27 protein-coding genes and 2 pseudogenes are annotated in these 24,343 nt (G+C 65.5%); 19 read left to right on the top strand and 10 right to left on the bottom strand.

What is annotated here, in order from left to right:
- Positions 1–141: 141 nt before the first annotated feature.
- The 4 genes from AC1G9C_RS18585 to AC1G9C_RS18570 are packed head-to-tail and all read left to right on the top strand — an operon-like array spanning position 142 to position 2,487.
- On the top strand, positions 142–822 hold the full coding sequence (locus tag AC1G9C_RS18585) for a class I SAM-dependent methyltransferase (RefSeq protein WP_031303464.1): 681 nt from the start codon (positions 142–144) through the stop codon (positions 820–822).
- A 2-nt stretch (positions 823–824) separates the two neighbouring features.
- Positions 825–1,244, top strand: a complete 420-nt coding sequence (locus AC1G9C_RS18580; protein WP_457789481.1) for a VOC family protein — start codon at positions 825–827, stop codon at positions 1,242–1,244.
- On the top strand, positions 1,228–1,647 hold the full coding sequence (locus AC1G9C_RS18575; RefSeq protein WP_480408438.1) for a VOC family protein: 420 nt from the start codon (positions 1,228–1,230) through the stop codon (positions 1,645–1,647). Before AC1G9C_RS18580 ends, AC1G9C_RS18575 begins: the two co-directional genes overlap by 17 nt.
- Before the next feature lie 18 nt (positions 1,648–1,665).
- Positions 1,666–2,487 carry an aldo/keto reductase gene (locus AC1G9C_RS18570; RefSeq protein WP_480408437.1) on the top strand — a complete coding sequence of 274 codons (822 nt, stop codon included), beginning with the start codon at positions 1,666–1,668 and terminating at the stop codon, positions 2,485–2,487.
- Positions 2,488–2,501: 14 nt separating this feature from the next.
- Here AC1G9C_RS18570 and AC1G9C_RS18565 read toward each other — a convergent pair whose 3' ends face one another.
- Genes AC1G9C_RS18565 through AC1G9C_RS18555 form a run of 3 tightly spaced genes read right to left on the bottom strand, consistent with a single transcriptional unit; the run spans position 2,502 to position 5,771 of the window.
- Positions 2,502–3,074, bottom strand: coding sequence for a lytic transglycosylase domain-containing protein (locus AC1G9C_RS18565; protein ID WP_021445053.1), 573 nt, complete (start codon positions 3,072–3,074; stop codon positions 2,502–2,504).
- Between the two features lie 7 nt (positions 3,075–3,081).
- Complete coding sequence (locus AC1G9C_RS18560; protein WP_021445052.1) at positions 3,082–4,035, bottom strand: hypothetical protein; 954 nt, start codon at positions 4,033–4,035, stop codon at positions 3,082–3,084.
- A 20-nt stretch (positions 4,036–4,055) separates the two neighbouring features.
- Positions 4,056–5,771: a proline--tRNA ligase gene (locus AC1G9C_RS18555; protein WP_021445051.1), complete on the bottom strand. Its 1,716-nt coding sequence runs from the start codon at positions 5,769–5,771 to the stop codon at positions 4,056–4,058.
- A gap of 144 nt (positions 5,772–5,915) precedes the next feature.
- On the opposite strand from AC1G9C_RS18555, the gene AC1G9C_RS18550 reads away from it, so the two are divergent.
- Positions 5,916–6,323, top strand: a complete 408-nt coding sequence (locus AC1G9C_RS18550) for a PaaI family thioesterase (protein WP_031303460.1) — start codon at positions 5,916–5,918, stop codon at positions 6,321–6,323.
- A gap of 80 nt (positions 6,324–6,403) precedes the next feature.
- On the opposite strand, the gene AC1G9C_RS18545 is transcribed toward AC1G9C_RS18550, so the two are convergent.
- Positions 6,404–7,714 (bottom strand): OprD family porin, encoded by a 1,311-nt coding sequence (locus AC1G9C_RS18545; protein WP_480408436.1) that lies wholly within the window; start codon positions 7,712–7,714, stop codon positions 6,404–6,406.
- A 670-nt stretch (positions 7,715–8,384) separates the two neighbouring features.
- Between AC1G9C_RS18545 and AC1G9C_RS18540 the strand changes: the two genes are divergently transcribed.
- Both AC1G9C_RS18540 and AC1G9C_RS18535 read left to right on the top strand, forming a co-directional pair.
- Positions 8,385–8,816, top strand: a complete 432-nt coding sequence (locus AC1G9C_RS18540; RefSeq protein WP_122107556.1) for an HIT family protein — start codon at positions 8,385–8,387, stop codon at positions 8,814–8,816.
- Positions 8,813–9,019, top strand: coding sequence for a SlyX family protein (locus tag AC1G9C_RS18535; protein WP_021445047.1), 207 nt, complete (start codon positions 8,813–8,815; stop codon positions 9,017–9,019). The genes AC1G9C_RS18540 and AC1G9C_RS18535 overlap by 4 nt, the downstream gene beginning before the upstream one ends.
- A 121-nt stretch (positions 9,020–9,140) precedes the next feature.
- On the opposite strand, the pseudogene AC1G9C_RS18530 reads toward AC1G9C_RS18535, so the two are convergent.
- The 6 genes and pseudogenes from AC1G9C_RS18530 to AC1G9C_RS18505 all read right to left on the bottom strand — a co-directional run.
- Positions 9,141–9,359, bottom strand: a pseudogene (locus AC1G9C_RS18530) (cold-shock protein); the annotation flags it as partial.
- Positions 9,360–9,506: 147 nt separating this feature from the next.
- A pseudogene (locus AC1G9C_RS18525) lies at positions 9,507–9,770 on the bottom strand (cold shock domain-containing protein membrane protein); the annotation flags it as partial.
- A gap of 171 nt (positions 9,771–9,941) precedes the next feature.
- On the bottom strand, positions 9,942–11,009 hold the full coding sequence (locus tag AC1G9C_RS18520; protein WP_021445045.1) for a GGDEF domain-containing protein: 1,068 nt from the start codon (positions 11,007–11,009) through the stop codon (positions 9,942–9,944).
- A gap of 97 nt (positions 11,010–11,106) precedes the next feature.
- Entirely contained in the window at positions 11,107–11,577 is a 471-nt protein-coding gene (locus tag AC1G9C_RS18515) for a Dps family protein (RefSeq protein ID WP_021445044.1), read from the bottom strand.
- Between the two features lie 134 nt (positions 11,578–11,711).
- Positions 11,712–12,530, bottom strand: a complete 819-nt coding sequence (locus AC1G9C_RS18510; protein WP_122107553.1) for an SDR family NAD(P)-dependent oxidoreductase — start codon at positions 12,528–12,530, stop codon at positions 11,712–11,714.
- 74 nt (positions 12,531–12,604) lie between these two features.
- Positions 12,605–13,723: an HD-GYP domain-containing protein gene (locus AC1G9C_RS18505; protein ID WP_480408435.1), complete on the bottom strand. Its 1,119-nt coding sequence runs from the start codon at positions 13,721–13,723 to the stop codon at positions 12,605–12,607.
- Between the two features lie 198 nt (positions 13,724–13,921).
- Here AC1G9C_RS18505 and aspS point away from each other — a divergent pair, with 198 nt between their 5' ends.
- The 12 genes from aspS to ybgF all read left to right on the top strand — a co-directional run bounded on the left by aspS (position 13,922) and on the right by ybgF (position 24,258).
- Positions 13,922–15,697, top strand: a complete 1,776-nt coding sequence (aspS, locus tag AC1G9C_RS18500; protein WP_480408434.1) for an aspartate--tRNA ligase — start codon at positions 13,922–13,924, stop codon at positions 15,695–15,697.
- A 105-nt stretch (positions 15,698–15,802) separates the two neighbouring features.
- Positions 15,803–16,552, top strand: a complete 750-nt coding sequence (locus tag AC1G9C_RS18495) for a YebC/PmpR family DNA-binding transcriptional regulator (RefSeq protein WP_021445490.1) — start codon at positions 15,803–15,805, stop codon at positions 16,550–16,552.
- 169 nt (positions 16,553–16,721) lie between these two features.
- Complete coding sequence (gene ruvC / locus AC1G9C_RS18490; RefSeq protein WP_021445489.1) at positions 16,722–17,246, top strand: crossover junction endodeoxyribonuclease RuvC; 525 nt, start codon at positions 16,722–16,724, stop codon at positions 17,244–17,246.
- 21 nt (positions 17,247–17,267) lie between these two features.
- The gene (gene ruvA / locus AC1G9C_RS18485) at positions 17,268–17,873 is read left to right on the top strand and encodes a Holliday junction branch migration protein RuvA (protein WP_122107550.1); all 606 of its coding nucleotides are present in this window, start codon (positions 17,268–17,270) and stop codon (positions 17,871–17,873) included.
- Between the two features lie 13 nt (positions 17,874–17,886).
- Complete coding sequence (gene ruvB / locus AC1G9C_RS18480) at positions 17,887–18,939, top strand: Holliday junction branch migration DNA helicase RuvB (RefSeq protein ID WP_122107549.1); 1,053 nt, start codon at positions 17,887–17,889, stop codon at positions 18,937–18,939.
- Positions 18,940–18,992: 53 nt separating this feature from the next.
- Positions 18,993–19,445 (top strand): tol-pal system-associated acyl-CoA thioesterase, encoded by a 453-nt coding sequence (ybgC, locus tag AC1G9C_RS18475; protein WP_021445486.1) that lies wholly within the window; start codon positions 18,993–18,995, stop codon positions 19,443–19,445.
- A 32-nt stretch (positions 19,446–19,477) separates the two neighbouring features.
- Positions 19,478–20,149: a protein TolQ gene (tolQ, locus tag AC1G9C_RS18470; RefSeq protein ID WP_031303639.1), complete on the top strand. Its 672-nt coding sequence runs from the start codon at positions 19,478–19,480 to the stop codon at positions 20,147–20,149.
- A 27-nt stretch (positions 20,150–20,176) separates the two neighbouring features.
- Complete coding sequence (gene tolR / locus AC1G9C_RS18465) at positions 20,177–20,629, top strand: protein TolR (protein ID WP_021445484.1); 453 nt, start codon at positions 20,177–20,179, stop codon at positions 20,627–20,629.
- Positions 20,626–21,582 (top strand): cell envelope integrity protein TolA, encoded by a 957-nt coding sequence (tolA, locus tag AC1G9C_RS18460; RefSeq protein ID WP_480410423.1) that lies wholly within the window; start codon positions 20,626–20,628, stop codon positions 21,580–21,582. Before tolR ends, tolA begins: the two co-directional genes overlap by 4 nt.
- A 5-nt stretch (positions 21,583–21,587) precedes the next feature.
- Positions 21,588–22,886, top strand: a complete 1,299-nt coding sequence (gene tolB / locus AC1G9C_RS18455) for a Tol-Pal system beta propeller repeat protein TolB (RefSeq protein WP_021445482.1) — start codon at positions 21,588–21,590, stop codon at positions 22,884–22,886.
- 55 nt (positions 22,887–22,941) lie between these two features.
- Positions 22,942–23,439, top strand: coding sequence for a peptidoglycan-associated lipoprotein Pal (pal, locus tag AC1G9C_RS18450; protein WP_003241687.1), 498 nt, complete (start codon positions 22,942–22,944; stop codon positions 23,437–23,439).
- A 6-nt stretch (positions 23,440–23,445) separates the two neighbouring features.
- Positions 23,446–24,258: a tol-pal system protein YbgF gene (gene ybgF, locus AC1G9C_RS18445; protein WP_480408433.1), complete on the top strand. Its 813-nt coding sequence runs from the start codon at positions 23,446–23,448 to the stop codon at positions 24,256–24,258.
- The last annotated feature ends 85 nt before the right edge of the window (positions 24,259–24,343 follow it).

The following is a 24,343-nucleotide window of genomic DNA, read 5'->3' as shown; positions in this document are numbered from 1 at the left end:
CCACCGGCCTGGCCTGTCAGCTCACGGAAATCCCCCGGGTGAGCGCCGCCAGAAGGCGGGTCACCGCGTTTGCCTGATATCAGCTTAGACGCTGGCGCAGCGTCTAGAATCCACTCCACCGCAAAAATGCAGGAAATCGCCATGCAGCGCGATCATCGAGAACAGCTTCAGCAGAGCTGGCAGGCCAACGCCGATGCCTGGGCTGCCGCGGTGCGCGAGCAACGCATCGAGAGCCGGCGGCTGGTCACCGATGCGGCGATTCTCCAGGCGGTGCTGGCCCTGGCGCCCAAGCGGGTGCTGGATATCGGCTGCGGCGAGGGCTGGCTGTGCCGTGGCCTGGCCGAGCACGGCATCGAACCGGTCGGCGTGGATGCCTCGGCGCCGCTGATCGAGGCGGCCCGCGCCGCCTGCGATGGACGCAGCCAGTACCGGGTCTGCGGTTACGCCGAGCTGGACAGCCAGGCCGAGGCGCTGGGCCGTTTCGAGGTGCTGGTGTGCAACTTCGCCCTGCTCGAGGAGCCGCTGCAGCCGCTCCTGCACAGCCTGCACGGGCTGCTGGCGCCGGGCGGCAGCCTGCTGATCCAGACCCTGCACCCCTGGCGCGCCAGCCACGGCGAGGCCTATCGCGACGGCTGGCGGGTGGAGGACTTCGCCGGTTTCGGCGAGGGCTTCCAGGCCCCCATGCCCTGGTTCTTTCGCACCCTGCAGTCCTGGCTGACGCTGATCGGCGAGACCGGCTGGCGCCTGGAGTGGCTGCAGGAGCCGCTGCACCCGGAGAGCGTGCAGCCGGTATCGCTGCTGTTGCTGCTCAAGCCGCTCTGAGCATGGAGTTGTTGCTGAACCTCGACGTGCCGGACCTGGCGGCGGCCGAGGCCTTCTATACCCGAGCGCTCGGCCTGCGCGTCGGGCGCCGGTTGTTCGCGGGCAGCGTGGTCGAGCTGCTGGGGGCCGCGGTGCCGCTCTATCTGCTGCACAAGGCGGCGGGCAGCAGGCCTTTCGCCACGGCGAGGACGGGGCGCGACTATGGCCGCCACTGGACACCGCTGCATCTGGATGTCGTCGTCGACGACCTGGACGTCGCCCTGGCGCGGGCCCTGGCTGCCGGCGCGCGTCAGGAGAGCACGATCAGCGAACAGGCCTGGGGCCGGCTGGCGTTGCTCAGCGACCCGTTCGGCCACGGTTTCTGCCTGCTGCAATGGCGCGGCGACGGCTATGCGGAGGTGTGCGATGAAAGAGTGCAATGACGGTAACCGATTGATTCCCTGCCTGCGTTACCGTGATGCCCCGGCGGCAATCGACTGGCTGTGCCGGGTGTTTGGCTTCGAGGCGCAACTGGTGGTACCCGACGCGCAGGGCGGTATCGCCCACGCCCAACTGCGCCGGGGGCGCGACCTGCTGATGCTCGGCTCGCCGGCCGACTCGCCCCACGGCCGGCACATGCGCCAACCGGACCAGGCCGCTGGTTGTACCCAGTGCCTGTACCTGGTGGTGGAGGACGCCGATGCCCTGTATGCCCGGGTTCAGTCGGCCGGGGTGGAGGTGGTCATCGAGCTGCGCGACGAGGACTATGGTGGGCGCGGCTTCACCTGCCTGGATATCGAAGGGCATCTGTGGAGCTTTGGCACCTATGATCCCTGGCGGTCATGAACAGGAGGAGCAGTGACGATGCGTACGCTTGAGTTGGCCGGCACCCGGGTGCCGGTGATCGGCCAGGGCACCTGGCACATGGGCGAGGATCGCCGCCAGCGGACGCGCGAAGTGGCGGCCCTGCGCGAAGGCCTCGAGCTCGGCCTGCGGCTGATCGACACCGCGGAAATGTACGGCGAGGGCGGCGCCGAGGAGGTGGTCGGCGAGGCCATCGCTGGGCGCCGCGAGCAGGTCTTTCTGGTCAGCAAGGTCTATCCGCACAACGCCAGCCGCCAGGGCGTGCAACAGGCCTGCGAACGCAGCCTGCGGCGCCTGGGTTGCGAGAGCATCGACCTGTACCTGCTGCACTGGCGCGGCCAGCACCCCCTGCAGGAGACGGTGGCGTGCTTCGAGCACCTGCGCGAGCAGGGCAAGATCGGCGCCTGGGGCGTGTCCAACTTCGATCTGGACGACCTGGTCGAGCTGGACGAGGCGGCTTGCGCCACCAACCAGGTGCTGTACAACCTCGAGGCGCGCGGCATCGAGTACGACCTGCTGCCCTGGCAGCGCCGCGCCGGCATGCCGCTGATGGCCTATTGTCCGCTGAGTCAGGCCGGCGCCCTGTTACGCGAGCCGGCGCTGAGCGAAGTGGCCGCGCGGCATGCCGCCACGCCGGCCCAGGTGGCGCTGGCCTGGATCCTGCGCCAGGGCGGGGTGATCGCCATTCCCAAGGCCGTGGAGGCCGCGCACCTGCGCGACAATGCCGCGGCGGCTGCGCTGGTGCTGAGCGAGGACGATCTGGCCCTGCTCGACGCGGCCTTTCCTCCGCCGCAAGGCAAGCAGGGCCTGCAGATGGTCTAGGCGCAGGGCGCGCGCTAAGGCTTGACGTACCAGTAGTCGTACCAGAAGCCCATGACCTTGGCCGGGTATTTCAGCTGGCCGAGGCTGCCGTTGTAGCGGGCCAGGGCGCGGCTGAGATTGCCGTTCTCGCGCTTGAGGTAGTAGGCCAGGATGGTGCAGCCGTAACGCAGGTTGGTGGCGTTGTCGGTGAGGTTGTCCTGCGGCCGGCCCAGTTCGGCCTTCCAGAAGGGCATCACCTGCATCAGCCCCTGGGCGCCCACCGAAGAAATGGCGAAACGGTCGAAGTGGCTCTCGGCGTGGATCAGGGCGATCACCAGGTCCGGACGCAGCCCGGCCTTGCTCGCCTCGGCGTGCACCAGGCGCAACAGCGTCAGGCGCTGCTGGTCGTCGGGGATATAGCGGGTCAGGCGGGTGGACATGTCCAGCAGCCAGACCTCGGCATCGAAGCGGTCGGCGAAACTGTCGGCCTGGCTCACCGTGCGTTGCAGCAGTTCGCGCAGTTCCGGCTCGGGCGCCTGGCGCAGGTTGGCCTCGGCGGCACTGACGGCCAGCAGCAGCGCCGCCAGCAGCAGTCGAGGCAGGGGCACAGGCGCCTCAGTTCACCACGGGATCGGCGGCCAGGCGGCCGGCGTCTTCCAGCAGGGCCTTGAGGAAGGCTTCCTGCAGTTCCGGGTCGTTGCGGGTCAGTTCGATCAGGCTCTGCTCCAGCTCGCTGGCTTCTTCTTCCAGGCCCAGGTCGGACAGGCGCTTGACCCGGTGCACCCACTGCGCCACGTCGTCGTCCTCGAGGTCGTCGAAGATCAGGTCGTGGGCCTCGCGCAGCTTGCCGCGCAGGGTGTGGCTGACCAGCAGGCTGGCCTCGGCGCGGGTCTCGTCGCGGTCGTCCTCGACGCTGAGCAGGAGCATGCCGAGGCGGCCGATATCCTGTTCGGTGAAGGGGCTGTCCAGCAGGTTCAGGCGCAGCACGCCGCTGCGGTCGGTGAGCAGCTCGAAGCTCTGCTCGCCGGCCAACACCCGCACCGGACGCTCGGCCCAGGGCAGGCTGGAATATTCCATGCGGCGATCCTGCTGGACCTCTTCGATGCTCGCCAGGTTCTGCTCGGCGCGGCCGTTGGACTCGACGTTCATGAAGGGGTTGAGCCCGGCCATGCCGTAGCTGATCCAGTCGCGCGTCGCGCTGTCCGGCAGGCTGCCGAGCAGCACCACGTTGAGCACGTTGGCGCCGATCCCGGCGACCACCGCCACCGCGCCCAGCGGCACCTCGTACAGCTCGCGCCAGGGCTGGTAGGGGGTGTAGCGGTCGTAGCGGCGGGTGACCTCGAAGGCGGTGACCTCGAAGTTCTTCTGATCATGCACGCGCACCCGGCGCTGCGGCAGTTCCAATACCTTGGGCTCGCCCACGTCGATCTGCAGCTGGTGATCCAGCAGTTTGCGTTCGACGCGCTCCTCGTGCTCGCTGCGTTGCGGCAGCTGGTTAGCGCAGCCGCTGAGGAAGAGGGCGCCGCACAGGGCGGCGCCGATGAGGCGAAGGCTGTTGCTCGTGTGCATGATGTCTCGGTGCGGCGTGATCAGCGGCTGATACGGGCTTGCAGGAAGGGCAGGATGTCGGCCAGCGGCACGGCCTGGGCTTCGGTCTCGGCGCGGCTCTTGTATTCCAGGTTGCCGTCGGCCAGGCCGCGGTCGCTGACTACCACGCGGTGCGGAATGCCGATCAGCTCCATGTCGGCGAACTTGATGCCGGGGCTGGTCTTTTTGTCGCGGTCGTCCAGCAGCACCTCGAAACCGGCGGCGGTCAGCTCGGCGTAGAGCTTGTCGGTGGCCTCGCGGACCTGCTCGGTTTCGTAGCGCAGCGGCACCAGGGCGATGTGGAAGGGCGCCAGGGCGTCGTTCCAGAGGATGCCGCGCTCGTCGTTGTTCTGCTCGATGGCGGCGGCCACCACACGCGATACGCCGATGCCGTAGCAGCCCATGGTCAGGGTGACCGGCTTGCCGTTCTCGCCCAGGACCTGGCAGTTCATCGCCTCGCTGTACTTGGTGCCGAGCTGGAAGATATGCCCGACTTCGATGCCGCGCTTGATCTCCAGGGTGCCCTGGCCATCCGGACTGGGGTCGCCGGCGACCACGTTGCGCAGGTCGGCCACTGCCGGCAGCGGCAGGTCGCGCTCCCAGTTGACGCCGAAGTAGTGCTTGTCCTCGATGTTGGCACCGGAGGCGAAATCGCTCATCAGCGCCACGCTGCGGTCGACGATGCAGGGGATCGGCAGGTTGACCGGGCCCAGCGAGCCGGGGCCGGCACCGATGGCGGCGCGAATCTCGGCTTCGCTGGCCATCTGCAGCGGGCTGGCGACCTGCTCCAGGTTGGCGGCCTTAATCTCGTTGAGCTCGTGGTCGCCACGGACGATCAGGGCGATCAGCTTGCCTTCCTCGGCAGCGTGCACCACCAGGGTTTTGATGGTCTTCTCGATGGCCAGGCCGAAGCCCTGCACCAGGGCGTCGATGGTCTTGGTGTCGGGGGTGTCGACCAGGCGCATCTCTTCGGTGGCGGCGCCGCGCGCTTGCTCGCGCGGGATGGCCTCGGCCTTCTCGATATTGGCGGCGTAGTCGGAGACGTTGCTGAAGGCGATATCGTCTTCGCCGGACTCGGCCAGCACGTGGAACTCATGCGAGCCGGTGCCGCCGATGGAGCCGGTGTCGGCCTGCACCGGGCGGAAATTCAGGCCCAGGCGGCTGAACACGTTGCAGTAGGCCTGGTGCATGCGGTCGTAGGTTTCCTGCAGCGAGGCCTGGTCGGCATGGAAGGAGTAGGCGTCCTTCATGATGAACTCGCGGCCGCGCATCAGACCGAAGCGCGGGCGGATCTCGTCGCGGAACTTGGTCTGGATCTGGTACATGTTGATCGGCAGCTGCTTGTAGCTGTTCAGCTCGTTGCGCGCCAGATCGGTGATCACTTCCTCGTGGGTCGGGCCGACGCAGAAGTCGCGCTCGTGGCGATCCTTCAGGCGCAGCAGCTCGGGGCCGTACTGCACCCAGCGGCCGGACTCCTGCCACAGCTCGGCCGGCTGGATGGCCGGCATCAGCACTTCCAGGGCGCCGGCGGCGTTCATTTCCTCGCGCACCACCTTCTCCACCTTGCGCAGCACGCGCAGGCCCATCGGCAGCCAGGTGTACAGGCCGGAGGCCAGCTTGCGGATCATGCCGGCACGCAGCATCAGCTGGTGGCTGATCACCACGGCATCGGAGGGGGTTTCTTTCAGGGTCGAGAGCAGGAACTGACTGGTACGCATGTTTGGCCGTTCTGTCGGTTGCTAGGGCTTGGAATAGGGCGGCATTGTACGGTGCCTGTACAGTGGCGTACAGGACGGGGCGCCGGCAGACCGGCCGCGTGCCTGCGCAACGACGGCGATAAGCGGGAGGTCGGGGTGGCGGGATTGACTGCGGGGGAGGTTCAGGCGCTGATTCGCGCGGGGCTGCCGATGGCCGAGGATATCGATCTGCACATCGACCGGCTGGACGGCGAGAGCGTGCTGGCGCGGGTGCCCTTTCAGGCCAAACTGGTGCGTCCGGGCGGCACCCTGTCCGGGCCGACCATCATGGCCCTGGGCGATGCGGCCATGTACGCCATGGTACTGGGCCGCCTGGGGCGGGTGGAAATGGCGGTGACTTCCAATCTGAACATCAACTTTCTGGTCAAGCCCAGGCCGGTGGACCTGCTCGCCGAAGCGCGCATCCTGCGCCTGAGCCGCCGCCAGGCGGTGTGCGAGGTCTCGCTCTATTCGGCGGGCAATGAGGACGAGTTGGTGGCGCATGTAACGGGCACTTACGCGTTGCCGCTTTGAACGCTTCGGTTAATTGAAGTGCAAAGAAAAAGCCCGGCGAATGCCGGGCTTTTTTAACTAGCTATCGAATAACGCAGGAGTTACAGCACTTCCAGCGGGTATTCGACGATCAGGCGGAAGTCGTTCAGGTCGGAGCCGTATTCAGCGTTCTGCACGCTGTTGGCGCGCCAGATGGAGCTGCGGATGCGGAACGACAGGTCCTTGGCTGCGCCTTCCTGAACGACGTACTTGGTTTCGAAGTTGAACTCGTGTTCTTTACCTTCTTCATCGAAACCTTCGACGTCGATATTATCGCCGTAGATGTAGCGAGTCATGAAGCTCAGGCCCGGTACGCCGTACTCGGCCATGTTCAGGTCGTAGCGAGCCTGCCAGGAACGCTCGTCCTTGCGGTCGAAGTCGGAGTATTGAACCGAGTTGGCCAGCCAGATGGTGCCGCCGCCGTCCACGCCATAAGCATAGGCGCTGTCGCCGGAGGAGCGCTGGTGAGCGACGGTGAAGGTATGGGCGCCCAGCGAGTAAGCCGCTGCCAAGCTCCAGATCTTGTTGTCGACGTCGCCCGACAGTGCCTGGCCGTCATCCCTGGTACGGTAGCCGTTGAAGTCGAAGTTCAGGGCCTGATCTTCTGCCAGCGGCAGGTTGTAGTTCAGGTTGATGTACTGCTTCTTGAAGTGATCTTCGATATCGGAAGCGTGAATGGCGCCGCTGAAGTTGTCGGTGAAGCTGTAGCTGGCGCCAACGATATTGGCTTCGGTCAGGGCGAAAGTGTCGCGATCGGTGCTGACCTGGCTGCTCATGGCGGTGAAGCGACCGGCGGTCAGCTCCAGGCCTTCGATTTCGTTGCTGGTGATCAGCGTGCCGGTGGTGGTTTCCGGCAGGATACGGCTGTCGTCGGTGCTGAACACAGGGCTGGCGGTGAACATGTTGCCGTGCTTCAGGACGGTGTCGGAAACGCGGAACTTGATAGCGCCGCCGACTTCGGTCTGAGTGTCGTCGCCACGGCCGTCGTCGGTGGTGTCGAAAAGGCCATTGCTGTGGCGGCCGCGGCCGCTGTCGAGCTTGATGCTGCTCAGGGAGTGAGCGTCGAAACCGACGCCTACGGTGCCTTGGGTGAAGCCGGATTCGTACAGCAGGCGGATACCCAAGCCGGTTTCTTCGCGGTAACCCTTTTTGTAGGGAGCGGAATCTGCTTCGCCATCGGCGTCGCTATCAACGGTAGGGATGTTGCCACCGCCATTGCGGAAATCGCGGTTCATGTACAGAACGCGATTGAAGATGTTGAAGCTGCTGTCTTCAATGAAGCCTTTGGATTCGGACTGGCTGGACGCCACTGCCATTTGGGAAGTGCCCGCGGCTACTGCCAGGGCGATTACGCTCCACTTCATCACTTGCATCGTGATTGCTCCTTTGGTTTAGAAGAGTTGCGCTGCCCATCTAATTATTGTATGGGCGGCTCTTTCTTTTTGTGTCGGCGCTAACTTATAGCACGCAGCCAATGTTGGCGATAGTTGCAATCTATTCGTTGCGATTTCTTCACAGCAGTGTCGCAAAGGCTTATGAAGGATGTCGCAAATCTGTAGTTCTGCACTTGCGTCCCGTTGCGCCGACTGGTTCCGCGGTTTGAGTTGCCGGATACCGCTGTTATTGACCCGCTGCGCGGCGTGCCGAGCATTGCCCAAACCGATAGCAAAAGTCGTGCTCAAAACCCCAGTTCGGCGTTAAAAGCTCGCTTTTGCCGGCGGCCAGGGGCGCTTTGGTCCAGGCCGAGCCTGCTCCGCCGCGGGTTCGCCGTGGCCGCGTCGACGCTTTGCGGCGAAGGCGGGGGAGGCACCTTGAGGCCCTTGGCGGCCGCATCGGAAGCCGCGTGCGGTAACGTGCGACGGCGGTTATTACGGTAGGAAACAAAATGGTGCACGCCTGCGGTGCGCGTCGCGCCGAGCTGCCTTGCGCTGGTGCGTGGCGGCGGGGTGAATTGTCGCCGCCGGCCGCGTATGCTGCGCGCCCAGTGCGCCGAGCTGGTCCGGCGCTAAGCTTGGTTGATGGCTTGATGCGAGGAGAGTCGCCATGTTCGTCCTGGATTCGCGTTTGCAGCAGGACTGCCTGCTGATCGGGGACTTCCCCCTGTGTCGTCTGTTGCTGATGAACGATGCCCACTACCCCTGGTTCATCCTGGTCCCGCGGCGCGAGGAGGTCAGCGAGTTGTTCCAGCTGGATGCCGCCGACCAGACCCGGCTCTGGCAGGAAACCACCCTGCTGGCCGAGAAGCTCAAGGACACCTTCGCCGCGGACAAGATGAACGTGGCGACCCTGGGCAACCTGGTCAGCCAGCTGCACATGCACGTGATCGTAAGGCGTCGCGAGGATGCCGCCTGGCCGGCGCCCGTCTGGGGGCGGCAGCCGGCGCAGCCCTACGCCGAGGACCAGGTGCAGCAACTCAAGGACAAGCTGCGCCTGGTGCTGACCGAGGATTTCCAGTTCGCCGGAGAGGCGGCATGAGCCTCGAGGCGCGGGTCATGGAGCTGGAGAGCCGCCTGGCCTTCCAGGACGACACCATTCAGGCGCTGAGCGACGAGCTGGTCGAGCAGCACAAGCGTATCGAGCGTCTGCAACTGCAGTTGGCGGCCCTGGCGCGGCGTCAGGAAGAGTTGCACGGGCAGGCGGGCGTCGCCGAGGACGAGGCGCCTCCGCCACATTATTAAGCCCAACAAAAAATCCCAGGGAGGGATTTTTGGCGTCGCGAAGCGACGGCCAGAAGTGACGCCAGGGATGTCAGGCAATAAAAAGCCCGCGATGATCGCGGGCTTTTTGTTGCTGTGAGGCTCAGCGCCGTGCGGGGGCGGCGGCGATCACGTCTTCGGCCTGCAGGCCCTTGTCGCGCTGCATTACCGAGAACTCTACGCGCTGACCTTCGACCAGTACGCGGTGGCCTTCGCCGCGGATGGCGCGAAAGTGCACGAAGATGTCTTCGCCCGAGTCGCGGGAGATAAAGCCGAATCCCTTGGAGGTGTTGAACCACTTGACCGTGCCGGTTTCGCGGTCGTCCTGCTCACTGGGCGCGGCGTGCTGACCAGGTTGCGCGCGCGGGCTGCGTTGACTGCTCTGGCGCGGCTGCGGGCGCAGCTGGCTGGTCAGGTGCAGCAGGGTGGCGACGACGGCGATCAGCAGACTCAGCCAGATGGCGGGTTGGCCGCCGATATTCGGCAGAGGCGCGAGCAGGATCAGGCCCTGAACCACGGCGGCGAGGATCAGCAGGGCCGATGCCAGGCCCTGCAGCTGCTGGCGGGCTGCGCCGAGGTTGAGCGCTTGCTGCGGCGCGAGCAGCAGGTTGAGCAGGCCGATCAGAGCCAGGTAGGACGCGTCGGGGGTGGCGAGGAATGTGCCGGAAAAACTGGGAACGGCAGACAGCAGCAGGGCGGCAAACCCTGTCACAAGATGGGCAATCTTCAACATCTTCGATGAACTCACTGATTGAATGACGACTTAGGGTGCTGCGGAGGCGGCAAGTTCGCCGTGGCCAGCTGGACGGCCATGGCGCGCGCCGATGTATTGCGTCGCGCGCGCCGCAGGACAAGAGCGCGGCGCGCGGGGCGTATTTAACAGCAAAGGCAGGGGCTTCTCAAATCAAGCGCTTAGCATGCTTTCGCCGGCAGCGGGGTGAACCTGGTTGCGGCCACTGCGCTTGGCCTGATAGAGCGCGTCGTCGGCGCGGGTGAGCAGGGCCTCGAGGGTGTCGCCGGCTTCGGCCAGGGCGAAACCGAAGGAGGCGGTGATGCTGTCGAGCACCTGGTCGGTGCGGCGCACCTTGACCCGCAGGGCCTGGATCTTGTGGCGTAGCTGCTCAGCGAAGTTGCGCACGCCGGCGAGGTCGGTGCAGCCGCGCAGCACCACGCAGAACTCCTCGCCACCGTAGCGGGCGGCGAAGGCGCGCGGCGGCAACAGCTCGCGCATCAGCTGGCCGACGTGCTGCAGCACGCGGTCGCCCAAGGGGTGGCCGTACTGGTCGTTGAACTGCTTGAAGTGGTCGATATCGAGAATCACCAGGGCCAGGCCCTCGTGCGATTCGTTCAGTGCCTGCTCCAGCAGGCGGGTGAAGGCGTGGCGGTTGAATACGCGGGTCAGGCTGTCGAGGGTGGCGGCCAGGTGCGCGCGCTCCAGCTGGCTGCGCAGGTGCTTGATCTCCTCCTGGGCGGCGCGCAGGCGATAGAGGAATTTTTCCTGCTGATCCTGCATCAGCTGGGTGCTTTCCTGCAGCTCGCTGAGCACGCTGGGCAGGTCGTCGATGATCGGCTCCTGCAGGGCGCTGAGTCCGTGATTGAGACTGTGCTGGTAGTTCTGGCTGCCGATCACGCTGCGCGAGACGTCGCCTTCGATGTCGTCGACCAGCTCGATCACTTGTTGCTGACCGGCGCGCGCCTCGTCCAGTTCGGCGCGGATGATGTAGTCGCGAAACAGCTTGACCGCGGTATCCGGCGGGAAGACGTCGAAATCTTCCACGGCCTTGTCCAGGCGGCGGTTGAGTTCCGGCTCGCTACCCTTGCTGTAGGTGTACCAGAGGGCGTAATGCACCGGGTTGGGGGCGATGGCGTGGCGCATCATCAGCGGCACCGCCTGTTTCAGCAGGGTCGCCGCTTCGCGGGTGTCTTCCGGGTAGAGCTCGAGAATGCTGGGGGATTTGGGCGGCTGACTCATATGCGTCACGAAACTCGGTGGCGAATGGCCAGAGCATAGAACAGGCGGGGGGCGACTGCCTAATGAAAAGGCCCGGATCACCGGGCCTCGGGGCGGGTCATGCGGCGAGCAGGCTGCGCAGCATCCAGGCGGTCTTCTCGTGCACCTGCATGCGCTGGGTCAGCAGGTCGGCGGTGGGTTCGTCGCTGACCTTGTCCAGCAGCGGGAAGATGCCGCGTGCGGTGCGCACCACGGCCTCCTGGCCCTGCACCAGTTGCTTGATCATGTCCTCGGCGCTGGGCACGCCTTCCTCTTCCTTGATCGACGACAGGCGGGCGTAGGCGGCGTAGGTGCCCGGCGCCGGGAAACCCAGGGCACGGATGCGCTCGGCGATGGCGTCGACCGCCAGGGCCAGTTCGTTGTACTGCCCCTCGAACATCAGGTGCAGGGTGTTGAACATCGGGCCGGTGACGTTCCAGTGAAAATTGTGGGTCTTCAGGTACAGGGTGTAGGTATCGGCCAGCAGGCGCGACAGGCCTTCGGCGATGGCGGCGCGATCCTGTTCGGCGATTCCGATATTGATTTCCATAGGGTTTTCTCCTCTCAGGTGAGCCCGGGGTGTCGATCCCCCAGTGTTGGGCGGAGCCTAACACGGGACCATTCGGGGCAATCTTGGCTTATGTCAATGGAAGTCATGTTTAGAAGCTATCGATAGCTTGCGGTTCACTTTTTATGCAGAAGCTTGGCCAGCAGCCTGGGGTAGGCCGCCGGTAGCAGGCGTTGGACACGGTCGAGGAAGCGCGCGTCGCTGCCGATCAGAATGCGCGGCTGGCCGGCCTTGATCCCGGCGACTATCGCTTCGGCCGCCTGCGCGGCGCTGGTGCGCGCGAGCTTGTCGAAATTGTGGGCGGCGCGCTCGGCGTCCTGCGAGCCGTCGATGCCACGGTAGAAGCGCGCGGAACGGGCGATATTGGTCTTGATCCCGCCGGGATGCACGCAACTGACCGCCACGCCGCGGCAGGCGACCTCCTGGCGCAGGGCCTCGGTGAAGCCGCGCACGGCGAACTTGCTGGCGTTGTAGGCGCCCTGGGTCGGCAGGCTGATGATGCCGAAGATGCTCGACAGGTTGACGATGTGCCCGCTGCCCTGTCGCAGCAGGTGCGGCAGGAAGGCCTTGCTGCCGTGCACCACGCCCCAGAAGTTGATGTTCATCAGCCATTCGAAGTCGTCGTAGCCAAGCGCCTCGATGGTCTGCGACACGGCGACGCCGGCGTTGTTGACGATCAGGTCGGCGCCGCCATGTTCGGCCAGCACGCGGTCGGCGAAGGCGTAGACCGCCGCGCGCTCGGCGACGTCCAGGGCGTGGCAGCTGACGCGTGCGCCGCTGCCGCGCAGGGCCTCGGCGTTGCGTTCGAGCTGCGCCAGGTCGATGTCGGCCAGGGCCAGTTGGCAGCCTTCGGCGGCCAGGCGGGTGGCCAGGGCCTGGCCGATGCCGGAGGCGGCGCCGGTGATCACGGCGACCTTGCCGGAGAGAGAGTGCATGGTGGCTCCTTGCGCGCGATGGTTGTCCATGGAGGCCGGAGCTTAGCCACTCGGGGCGGGCCGGCACAACCGTTTCAGCCGTGGGCCAGGTTGGGGTTCTGCTGCAGGGTGCGGTTGAACACCTCGACCCAGTGCGCGCTGAACTGCTGGCCGGCGAGGTTGTTGATCTCCAGGATGGCGCGCAGCAGCGGGCGCTTGCTCAGGGTCTGGTGGGCGCGTTCGTGGGTGCGCGCGTCGAAGGCGTCGGCGATGTGCAGGATCAGCGCGCCGGGGCTGATCTCCGCCTCGCGCAGGCCCTTGGGATAACCGCTGCCGTCGGCGTGCTCCTGGTGCTGCAGGACGATCTCCATGGCCGGCGCCCAGTCCGGCATGCGCCTGAGCAGGTCGCTGGCCAGGCGCGGATGGCCCTGCATCAGGCGGCGTTCCTCGCGGCTCAGGTCGGCCTGCTTGTGCAGCAGCGGCAGCGGCAGGAAGGCCATGCCCAGATCGTGCAGGCAGACCGCCGCCGCCAGCTGTTCCGGGCGCTCGGCCAGGCCGCCCTGGGCGTTGATGCTCAGGCTCAGGTCGAGCAGGCGCAGGTTGCGTCCTTGCCAGTAGCGCGAGCGCTGCTCGGCGGCCTGGGTCAGGGCAGCGAAGAACTGCAGGTCGGGGTGCGCGGCGATGCCGTGGTGGGCCAGCAGGGCGTCGGTCTGGCTCTGCAGCGGCGCGGGCGGGGCTTGCAGGTGGGTGCTGGGGTCCAGTCGCTGCAGCAGCTGGCGGCGGATTTCCCCCTGCTGGCTCTCCGGCGCCATGGCCAATGCCTGCAGGGCCTGGCACAGCTGATCGAGCTGGGCGGCGCCGAGGCGTGCGTTGGGGCCGCCGAGGGCCTGGTCGATCAGGGCGCGCAGGTGGTCGAGGGGCAGCAGCAGGATGTCGCCGAGCAGGCTGTCGAACGCCAGGCGTTCCTCGCGCAGGGCGCCGAGCACGTCTTCCATGGCCTGCGGCAGTGGCATCAACGCATTGAGGCCGACGTAGCCGAGGTTGCCCTTGAGCGTGTGCACCAGGCGAAACAGCTCGCGCAGCCGCTCGCCGCTGCTGGGTGCGCGCTCCAGTTCGATCAGCAGTTGTTCGCAGCGCGGGAACTGCTCGGCGGCGTCCAGGCGAAAGTCATCCAGCAGGTCGCTGGAGAGGTCGGCGAGGCGGGGCAGGGGCATGGCGGTTCTCCGCGACGAAGGCGCCCTTCATTATAGAAGCCATCCGCCGGGCGGCTGCGCCCCGGCGATTTACCCTATATAATCCCGCTCTTTTCAACACGGGGCGCGCGGCTGGACGCTCGCCGCGGCGTGGCCTCTGCCCAGTGCGCAGGGCGCCGCCTGACCAATCCAAGACCTTTAGAGAAGCGAACCACGATCATGATGCGCAGCCACTATTGCGGCCAACTGAACGAGAGCCTGGATGGCCAGGAAATCACCCTTTGCGGCTGGGTGCACCGTCGCCGCGACCACGGCGGGGTGATCTTCCTCGACATCCGCGATCGTGAAGGCCTGGCCCAGGTAGTGTTCGACCCGGATCGCGCCGAAACCTTCGCCAAGGCCGACCGCGTGCGCAGCGAATACGTGGTCAAGATCACCGGCAAGGTGCGCCTGCGTCCGGCCGGTGCGGTCAACCCGAACATGGCCAGCGGCGCCATCGAGGTGCTGGGCTACGAGCTGGAAGTATTGAACGAGGCCGAGACCCCGCCGTTCCCGCTCAACGAATACACCGACGTCGGCGAAGAAACCCGCCTGCGTTACCGCTTCATCGACCTGCGTCGCCCGGAGATGGCCGAGAAGCTCAAGCTGCGTTCGCGCATCACCTCGAGCATCCGCCGCTACCTGGACGACAACGGTTTCCTCGACGTCGAGACGCCGATCCTGACCCGCGCCACCCCGGAAGGCGCGCGCGACTACCTGGTGCCGAGCCGTACCCACCCCGGCAGCTTCTTCGCCCTGCCGCAGTCGCCGCAGCTGTTCAAGCAGCTGCTGATGGTGGCCGGCTTCGACCGCTACTACCAGATCGCCAAGTGCTTCCGCGACGAGGACCTGCGCGCCGACCGTCAGCCGGAATTCACCCAGATCGACATCGAGACCAGCTTCCTCGATGAAAGCGACATCATGGCCATCACCGAGACCATGGTGCGCAACCTGTTCAAGGAAGTGCTGGACGTCGAGTTCGGCGAACTGCCGCACATGACCCTGGCCGAAGCCATGCGCCGCTTCGGTTCGGACAAGCCGGACCTGCGCATCCCGCTGGAGCTGGTGGATGTGGAAGACCAGCTCAAGGACGTCGAATTCAAGGTGTTCGCGGGACCTGCCAACGATCCCAAGTGCCGCGTCGCCGCGCTGCGCGTGCCGGGCGGGGCGAGCATGCCGCGCAAGCAGATCGACGACTACACCAAGTTCGTCGGCATCTACGGCGCCAAGGGCCTGGCCTACATCAAGGTCAACGAGCGTGCCGCCGGCGTCGACGGCCTGCAGTCGCCGATCGTCAAGAACATCCCGCTGGACAACATCAACGTCATCCTCGACCGCGTCGGTGCAGTCGATGGCGACATCGTGTTCTTCGGCGCCGACAAGGCCAAGATCGTCAGCGAGGCCCTGGGCGCGCTGCGCATCAAGCTGGGTCACGACCTCAATCTGCTGACCTGCGAGTGGGCGCCGCTGTGGGTCGTCGACTTCCCGATGTTCGAGGAAAACGACGACGGCAGCCTGACCGCCATGCACCATCCCTTCACCTCGCCGAGCTGCAGCCCCGAGGAGCTGGAGGCCAACCCGGCCGCCGCGCTGTCGCGCGCCTACGACATGGTACTCAACGGCACCGAGCTGGGTGGCGGCTCGATCCGTATCCACGACAAGGCCATGCAGCAGACCGTGTTCCGCGTGCTCGGCATCAGCGAAGAGGAGCAACAGGAGAAGTTCGGCTTCCTCCTCGATGCACTCAAATACGGCGCGCCGCCCCACGGCGGCCTGGCCTTCGGTCTGGATCGCCTGGTGATGCTGATGACCGGCGCCAGCTCGATTCGCGAAGTGATCGCCTTCCCGAAAACCCAGAGCGCCGCCTGCGTCATGACCCAGGCGCCGGGTGTGGTGGATGCCAAGTCGCTGCGCGAGCTGCATATCCGCCTGCGTGAGCAAGCCAAGGCCGAATAAGCCTGCAAAAGAAGCCTGGAGATCCCAGGCTTCTTCGTTATGGGGTGGAGAGACTCGAACCCTCACACCCTGGCAATTGTGAAAACCTTATAGATGGAGTGAGTTATGGCTGGTCATTCCAAATGGGCCAATATCAAGCACCGCAAGGGTCGTCAGGACGCCAAGCGCGGCAAGATCTTCACCAAGCTGATCCGTGAGCTGACGGTGGCGGCCAAGCATGGCGGGCCGATCCCGGCGGACAACCCGCGCCTGCGCCTGGCGGTGGACAAGGCGCTGACCGCCAACATGTCGCGCGAGGTGATCGACCGCGCCATCGCCCGCGGCGCCGGCAACAACGAAGCCGACAACGTCGTCGAGTTCAGCTACGAAGGCTACGCGCCGAGTGGCGTGGCGATCATCGTCGAAGTGATGACCGACAACCGCAACCGTACCGCCGCCGAAGTGCGCCATGCCTTCAGCAAGTGCGGCGGCAACCTCGGCACCGACGGTTCGGTGGCCTACATGTTCGAGCGCAAGGGCCAGCTCAGCTTCGCTCCCGGCGTGGATGAGGACGCCCTGATGGAAGCGGCGCTGGACGCCGGCGCCGACGACGTGGAGATGGGCGAGGACGGCTCGGCGCTGGTGTCCACCAGCTTCACCGAGTTCCACGCGGTCAACGAGGCGCTGGCTGCCGCCGGCTTCAAGGCCGACGAGGCGGAAATCGCCATGATCCCCTCGATCAGCGCGCCGATTGCCGATCTGGAAACCGCGCAGAAGGTGATCAAGCTGATCGACATGCTGGAAGACCTCGACGACGTGCAGAACGTCTACCACAACGCGGAAATCCCCGACGAGATCATGGATCAGTTGGGCTGAGCCATAGGACAGGCCGTGAGCCGGAAGTCGCCGCGGGTACTTCCGGCTTTTTCATATCTGCCCGCCGGGCATCCGCTACTGGGTGACGGCGGCCCGTCGGCGCCCCTATACTCGCGCCCTGGATAAATAGACAGTGTGACGCCTGGCGCGTCATCGATGGAAAACAGGCATGACGCTGATTCTGGGGATAGATCCCGGCTCGCGCATCACCGGCTACGGCGTGGTGCGCGATACCGGCCGTGGCTGCGAGTACGTCGCCAGTGGCTGCATTCGCACCGGTGACGGGCCCCTGGCCGAGCGCCTGCAGATCGTCTTTCGCGGCGTCGGCGAGGTGATCCGCAGCTATGGGCCGGTGACCATGGGCATCGAACAGGTGTTCATGGCGCGCAACGCCGATTCGGCGCTCAAGCTCGGCCAGGCGCGCGGCGCCGCCATAGTCGCGGCGGTGGAGGCGGGGCTGGAGGTGGCCGAGTACACCGCCACCCAGGTCAAGCAGGCGGTTGTCGGCACCGGCGCGGCGGACAAGCAGCAGGTGCAGATGATGGTCATGCACCTGCTCAAGCTGACGCAGAAGCCGCAGATCGACGCCTCCGACGCCCTCGGCATCGCCCTGTGCCACGCCCACCATCGGCAGAGCCTGATTCCCCATGGCCTGGCCGGCGCCAAGCGGCGCGGCGGGCGCCTTCGTTTGTAATCTGATTAAAGGACAGCAGTGGTGATCGGACGTTTGCGCGGCACCCTGGCGGAAAAGCAGCCGCCGCATTTGCTTCTGGATGTAAATGGCGTCGGTTATGAGCTGGAAGTGCCGATGACCACCCTTTATCGTCTGCCCTCGGTGGGCGAGCCGCTGTGCCTGCACACCCACCAGGTGGTGCGCGAGGATGCCCAGCTGCTCTACGGCTTCTTCGAGAAGCGCGAGCGCGAGCTGTTCCGCGAGCTGATCCGGCTCAACGGCGTCGGCCCCAAGCTGGCCCTGGCGCTGATGTCCGGGCTGGAGGTGGACGAGCTGGTACGCTGCGTGCAGGCTCAGGACGCCGCGGCGCTGACCAAGGTGCCGGGCGTCGGCAAGAAGACCGCCGAGCGCCTGCTGGTGGAGCTCAAGGACCGCTTCAAGGCCTGGGAAAGCATGCCGGCCATCGCCACCCTGGTGGTTGAACCTCGCGCCGGGGGGGCAGTCTCAAGCGCGGAGAATGACGCGGTGAGTGCCCTGATATCCCTGGGCTACAAGCCGCAGGAGGCCAGCCGGGCCGTGGCGGCCGTCAAGGAGGATGGTTTGACCAGCGAAGATTTGATCCGTCGCGCCTTGCGCGGCATGGCTTAGTGGAACCCTATCGATGATCGAAGCCGATCGCCTGATTACCGCCAGCCCGCGCGAGCGCGACGAGCAGCAGGATCGCGCCATCCGTCCGCTGAGGCTGGCCGAATACATCGGCCAGCCCGGCGTGCGCGAGCAGATGGAGCTGTTTATCCAGGCCGCCAGGGGCAGGGCCGAATCCCTCGACCACACCCTGATCTTCGGTCCGCCGGGCCTGGGCAAGACCACCCTGGCCAATATCATCGCCCAGGAAATGGGCGTGTCGATCAAGAGCACCTCCGGCCCGGTGCTGGAGCGCCCGGGCGATCTGGCCGCGCTGCTGACCAACCTGGAGGCCGGCGACGTGCTGTTCGTCGACGAGATCCACCGCCTCTCGCCCATAGTCGAGGAGGTGCTGTACCCGGCCATGGAGGACTTCCAGCTCGACATCATGATCGGCGAAGGTCCGGCCGCGCGCTCGATCAAGCTGGATTTGCCGCCCTTCACCCTGGTCGGCGCCACCACCCGCGCCGGCATGCTGACCAACCCGCTGCGCGATCGCTTCGGCATAGTCCAGCGCCTGGAGTTCTACGGCATAGACGACCTGGCGACCATCGTCACGCGTTCGGCCGGCATCCTCGGTCTGCCCATCGAAGAGCGGGGCGCCTACGAAATCGCCCGCCGCGCCCGTGGTACGCCGCGTATCGCCAACCGCCTGCTGCGCCGGGTGCGCGACTTCGCCGAGGTGCGCGGGCGTGGCCATATCACCCGCGACATCGCCGATCAGGCGCTGAACCTGCTGGACGTCGACGAACGCGGCTTCGACCACTCCGACCGCCGTCTGCTGCTGGCCATGATCGAGAAGTTCGACGGCGGCCCGGTGGGCGTCGACAGCCTGGCCGCGGCCATCAGCGAGGAGCGCCACACCATCGAGGACGTGCTCGAGCCCTACCTGATCCAGCAGGGCTACATGATGCGCACGCCGCGCGGGCGCGTGGTGACCCGTCACGCCTACCTGCATTTCGGCCTGAACCTTCCCAAGCGCCTCGGTGAGCAGCCGGGCGCGGATCTCTTCGCGGTGAGCGACGAATGACGAAAAAATTGTTACCAAGCCGGATTGGCAAGCAGCAGGGCGAGGACTAGAGTATGCGCGCGCAAAACGGAGTCCAGCCGTTCAGCCACCGTTGCCGGGTCTATTACGAGGACACCGACGCCGGCGGTATCGTCTACTACGTCAACTACCTCAAATTCATGGAGCGGGCTCGCACCGAGCGTCTGCGTGAACTGGGTTATGCCCAGTCGGCGCTGGCCGGTGAGGGCCTGTTGTTCGTCGTGCATTCGGCCGAGGCGCGCTATCACGCGCCGGCGCGGCTGGACGACGAGCTGACCATCAGCGCCGAGGTAATCGAATTGAACCGTGCCAGCCTGCGTTTTCGTCAACAGGTCAGGCGGGCCGCGGATGCTGTGCTGCTCTGCGAAGGGCAGTTCCTGGTGGCCTGTGTGCGCGCCGACAACTTGAAACCCCGGGCCATCCCCGAATCCCTGCGCCATGCGTTCGCCGGGGTGCAGGCGCCGGGCCTAATTGCAGCAGGAGAGTAAGCGTGGAAGCCAACGCCAACGCCGTTGACCATATGTCGATGTGGAGTCTGATCAGTAACGCCAGTCTGGTGGTGCAGTTGGTGATGCTCACCCTGGTGGCCGCCTCGGTCATTTCCTGGGTGATGATCTTCCAGCGCAGCAATGCCATTCGCGCCGCCAAGCGCGCGCTGGATGCCTTCGAGGATCGCTTCTGGTCCGGTATCGACCTGTCCAAGCTGTATCGCCAGGCCGGCAGCAACCCCGACCCGGATTCCGGTCTGGAGCAGATCTTCCGCGCCGGCTTCAAGGAATTTTCCCGCCTGCGCCAGCAGCAGGGCGTCGACCCAGATGCGGTGATGGATGGCGTGTCGCGTGCCATGCGCGTGGCCATCTCGCGCGAAGAAGAGAAGCTGGAAACCGCGCTGCCGTTCCTCGCCACCGTCGGCTCCACCAGCCCCTACATCGGCCTGTTCGGCACCGTATGGGGCATCATGAACTCCTTCCGCGGCCTGGCCCAGGTGCAGCAGGCCACCCTGGCCACCGTCGCCCCGGGCATCGCCGAGGCGCTGATCGCCACCGCCATCGGCCTGTTCGCCGCGATTCCCGCGGTGATCGCCTACAACCGTTTCGCCGCCCGCGGTGAAATGCTGATCGGTCGTTACTACACCTTCGCCGACGAGTTCCAGGCCATCCTGCACCGCAAGGTGCACACCTCGGACGACTAAGACGCGCGCATAGGATAGGTGTTAGCCATGGCGAGAATTCGCAACAGACGCAAACCGGTCGCCGAGATGAACGTGGTGCCCTACATCGACGTGATGCTGGTGCTGCTGGTCATCTTCATGGTCACCGCGCCCATGCTCAACCAGGGGGTCAAGGTCGATCTGCCCAAGGTCAGCAGCGAGGCGCTGCCGCAGGACAACAACGCCCAGGTGCTGACCATTTCCATCAAGGCCGACAAGACCTACTACTGGAACATGGGCAGCGAGGTGGACGTCGACACCGAGCAGGAGCGTGCCTCGACCCTGGAACAGATGACCCAGGCGGTGTCGGCGATCATTGCCGAGAACCGTCGTCAGGGTAAGCCGGTTCAGGTGTTCGTGCGCGGCGACAAGTCGGTCGACTACGGCACGGTGATGGCCGCCATGGGCGGTCTGCAGCAGGCCGACGTGGGCAACGTCGGATTGATTACCGAGGCGCCCTGATGCAGCACAGCGAGCGTTCGCCCTCGGAAAGCTACTTCTGGCCCGTGGTCTGGGCCGTGGGTCTGCACGTCCTGATGTTTGCCATGCTGTTCGTCAGCTTCGCCTTCAGCCCCGAGCTGCCGCCGGCACGCCCGGTGGTGCAGGCCACCCTGTATCAATTGAAATCGCAGAGCCAGGCCACCACCCAGACCACCCAGAAGGTGGCGGGCGAGGCGCAGAAGACCTCGGCGCCGCAGTTCGAGACCGAGCGTCTGGAGCAGAAGAAGGCCGAGGAGCAGAAGCTGGCCCAGGCCAAGGCAGCGGAACAAAAGAAAGCCGAAGAGGCTCGAAAGGCCGAGGCAGCCAAAGCCGAGGCGGCGAAGAAGGCCGAAGCCGAGAAGAAGGCCGCCGAGCAGAAACGCCAGGCCGACATCGCCAAGAAACGCGCCGAGGAAGAGGCGAAGAAGAAAGCCGCCGAAGAGGCCAAGAAGAAGGCCGCGGCCGAAGAAGCGAAGAAGAAGGCAGCCGCCGAGGCGGCCAAGAAGAAAGCGGCCGAGGACGCCAAGCGCAAGGCCGAAGAGGCGCGGCGCAAGGCGGCCGAGGATCAGAAAGCGGCGGCACTGGCCGAGCTGCTGTCGGACAACGTGCAGAACCAGCAGGCGCTGGCCGAGACCCATGGCGACCAGGTGGCGGGCAACCTCGACGACCTGATCATCAAACTGATCACCGAGAACTGGCAGCGGCCGATGTCGGCGCGCCGCGGCATGAGCGTCGAACTGCTGATTCAGATGCTGCCCGACGGCACCATCGCCAACGCCAGCGTGTCACGCTCCAGCGGCGATGCGCCGTTCGACAGCTCCGCCGTGGCCGCGGTGCGTAACGTCGGCCGTATTCCCGAAATGCAACAATTGGATCGCGCTACCTTTGACTCCCTGTACAGGCAGCGTCGCGTTATTTTCAAACCGGAGGATTGAGCGCTGTGAATACCCTGATTCGTATGGCCCTGTTGGGTCTGATCATGCTGGTCGGCAGCGTGCAGGCGGCCGATCCGCTGGTGATCTCCCATGGCGCCGACCGTGCCACGCCGATCGCCGTGGTGCCCTTCGGCTGGCAGGGGGGCTCGGTGCTGCCCGAGGACATGGCCGAGATCATCGGCAACGACCTGCGCAACTCCGGCTACTTCGAGCCGATTCCGCGGCAGAACATGATCAGCCTGCCGACCCAGGCCAGCGAAGTCATCTACCGCGACTGGAAGGCCCTCGGCGCCCAGTACGTGCTGGTCGGCAGCCTGGTGCCGAACGCCGGTCGCCTGCAGGTGCAGTACGCGCTGTTCAACGTCAGCACCGAACAGCAGGTGATGACCGGCAGCGTCGGCGGCGGTACCGACCAGCTGCGCGACATGGCCCACCATATCGCCGATCAGTCGTTCGAGAAGCTCACCGGGGTCAAGGGCGCGTTCTCCACCCGCCTGCTGTACGTCACCGCCGAGCGCTTCGGTGCCAACAACACCCGTTACACCCTGCAGCGTTCCGACTACGACGGCGCCCGCGCGGTGACCCTGCTGCAGTCGCGCGAGCCGATCCTGTCGCCGTCCTTCGCGCCCGATGGCCGGCGTATCGCCTATGTGTCGTTCGAGCAGCGCCGCCCGCGCATCTTCGTCCAGCATATCGACACCGGCCGCCGCGAGCAGATCACCAACTTCGAGGGTCTCAACGGCGCGCCGGCCTGGTCGCCGGATGGCAATCGCCTGGCCTTCGTGCTGTCGCGCGACGGCAACCCGGAAATCTACGTGATGGACATGGGCAGCCGGCAGATGCGCCGCATCACCAACCATTACGCCATCGACACCGAGCCGTTCTGGGGCAAGGACGGGCAGACCCTGTACTTCACCTCGGATCGTGCCGGCAAGCCGCAGATCTACAAGACCAATATCAACAACGGGGCGGTGGAGCGGGTAACCTTCGTCGGCAACTACAACGCCAACCCGAAGTTGTCGGCCGACGAGAAGACCCTGGTGATGATCCATCGCCAGGACGGTTTCACCGTGTTCAAGGTGGCCGCGCAGGACCTGGAAACCAAGCGCCTGCGCATACTTTCCGACACAAGTTTGGACGAGTCGCCCACTGTTGCGCCCAATGGCGCCATGCTAATCTACGCCACCCGCCAGCAGGGCCGGGGAGTCTTGATGTTGGCGTCCACCAATGGACGCGTGAGGCTCCCTCTTCCTACCGCTCAAGGCGAAGTTCGAGAGCCTTCTTGGTCCCCTTACCTGAACTGATGCGGCGCTACACCTTTATTGCTTAACACAACTGGGGTTCATTAGGAGTTACATGATGGAAATGCTGAAATTCGGTAAGTTTGCTGCACTGTCCCTGGCTCTCGCCGTCGCTGTTGGTTGCTCTTCCAAAGGCGGTGACGCTGCTGGTGAAGGCGCAGTCGACCCGAACGCCGGTTACGGTGCCAACACCGGTGCCGTCGACGGCAGCCTGAGCGAAGAAGCCGCCCTGCGCGCTATCACCACCTTCTACTTCGAGTACGACAGCTCCGACCTGAAGGCCGAAGCCATGCGCGCTCTGGACGTACACGCCAAGGACCTGAAAGGCAACGGCGCTCGCGTCGTTCTGGAAGGCCACGCCGACGAGCGCGGTACCCGTGAGTACAACATGGCTCTGGGCGAGCGTCGTGCTAAGGCCGTTCAGCGCTACCTGGTACTGCAGGGCGTTTCCCCTGCTCAGCTGGAACTGGTTTCCTACGGCGAAGAGCGTCCGGTTGCCACTGGCAACGACGAGCAGTCCTGGGCTCAGAACCGTCGCGTAGAGCTGCGCAAGTAAGCTGCCATGCGTAATTGCCGCCGTATCCTGACCCTTCTGACGCTCGCCCTGCCGCTTGCGGCGATGGCGGAAGTTCCCGTACTGGAAAGCAGCTCCATGCCGCAAGGCAGCAGCTATCCACCGGCGGGTTATGGTACGGCCGGCTCCTACGCCGGGGGCGGGGCGCAAGCCCCGGCCTCGGCGCAGGGTATGCTGTTCAACCAGCTCGAGCAGATGCAGCAGGAAATTGCCCAGCTGCGCGGCATGCTCGAAGAACAGCAGAACGAAATCCAGCGCCTCAAGCAGGAGAGCCTCGAGCGCTATCAGGATCTGGACCAACGCCTGTCTTCCGGTGCTGGCTCCGCTGCTCCCGCACAGAATTCCGCCGCTGGCGCGATCAACGCCAACGGTACCCCGACGCCGCCTGCCGCCCAGCAGCAGGCCAGCGTCGAGCCGGGTGATCCGGCCAAGGAAAAGCTCTATTACGACGCCGCCTTCGACCTGATCAAGGCCAAGGATTTCGACAAGGCGTCGCAGGCTTTCACCGCCTTCCTCAACCGCTATCCCAACAGCCAGTACGCCGGCAATGCGCAGTACTGGCTGGGCGAGGTCAATCTGGCCAAGGGCGACCTGCAGGGCGCCGGTCAGGCCTTCGCCAAGGTCAGCCAGGCGTACCCGAGCCATGCCAAGGTGCCGGATTCGCTGTTCAAGCTGGCCGATGTGGAGAAGCGCCTGGGCAACAACGACAAGGCCCGCGGCATCCTCCAGCAGGTCATCGCCCAGTTTCCCGGCAGCTCGGCCGCGCAGCTGGCCCAGCGCGATCTGCAGCGCCTGCCGTAACGGCCACGACCTTTCAAGAGCCCGCGCTAGGCGCGGGTTTTTTATGCTCGGCTGTCGTGCTGTAGGCTGTGCCGGCGCACTCCAA

The sequence above is a fragment of the Pseudomonas sp. ABa2 genome, assembly GCF_056676075.1.
This window is presented reverse-complemented; position numbering and strand designations above follow the sequence as displayed.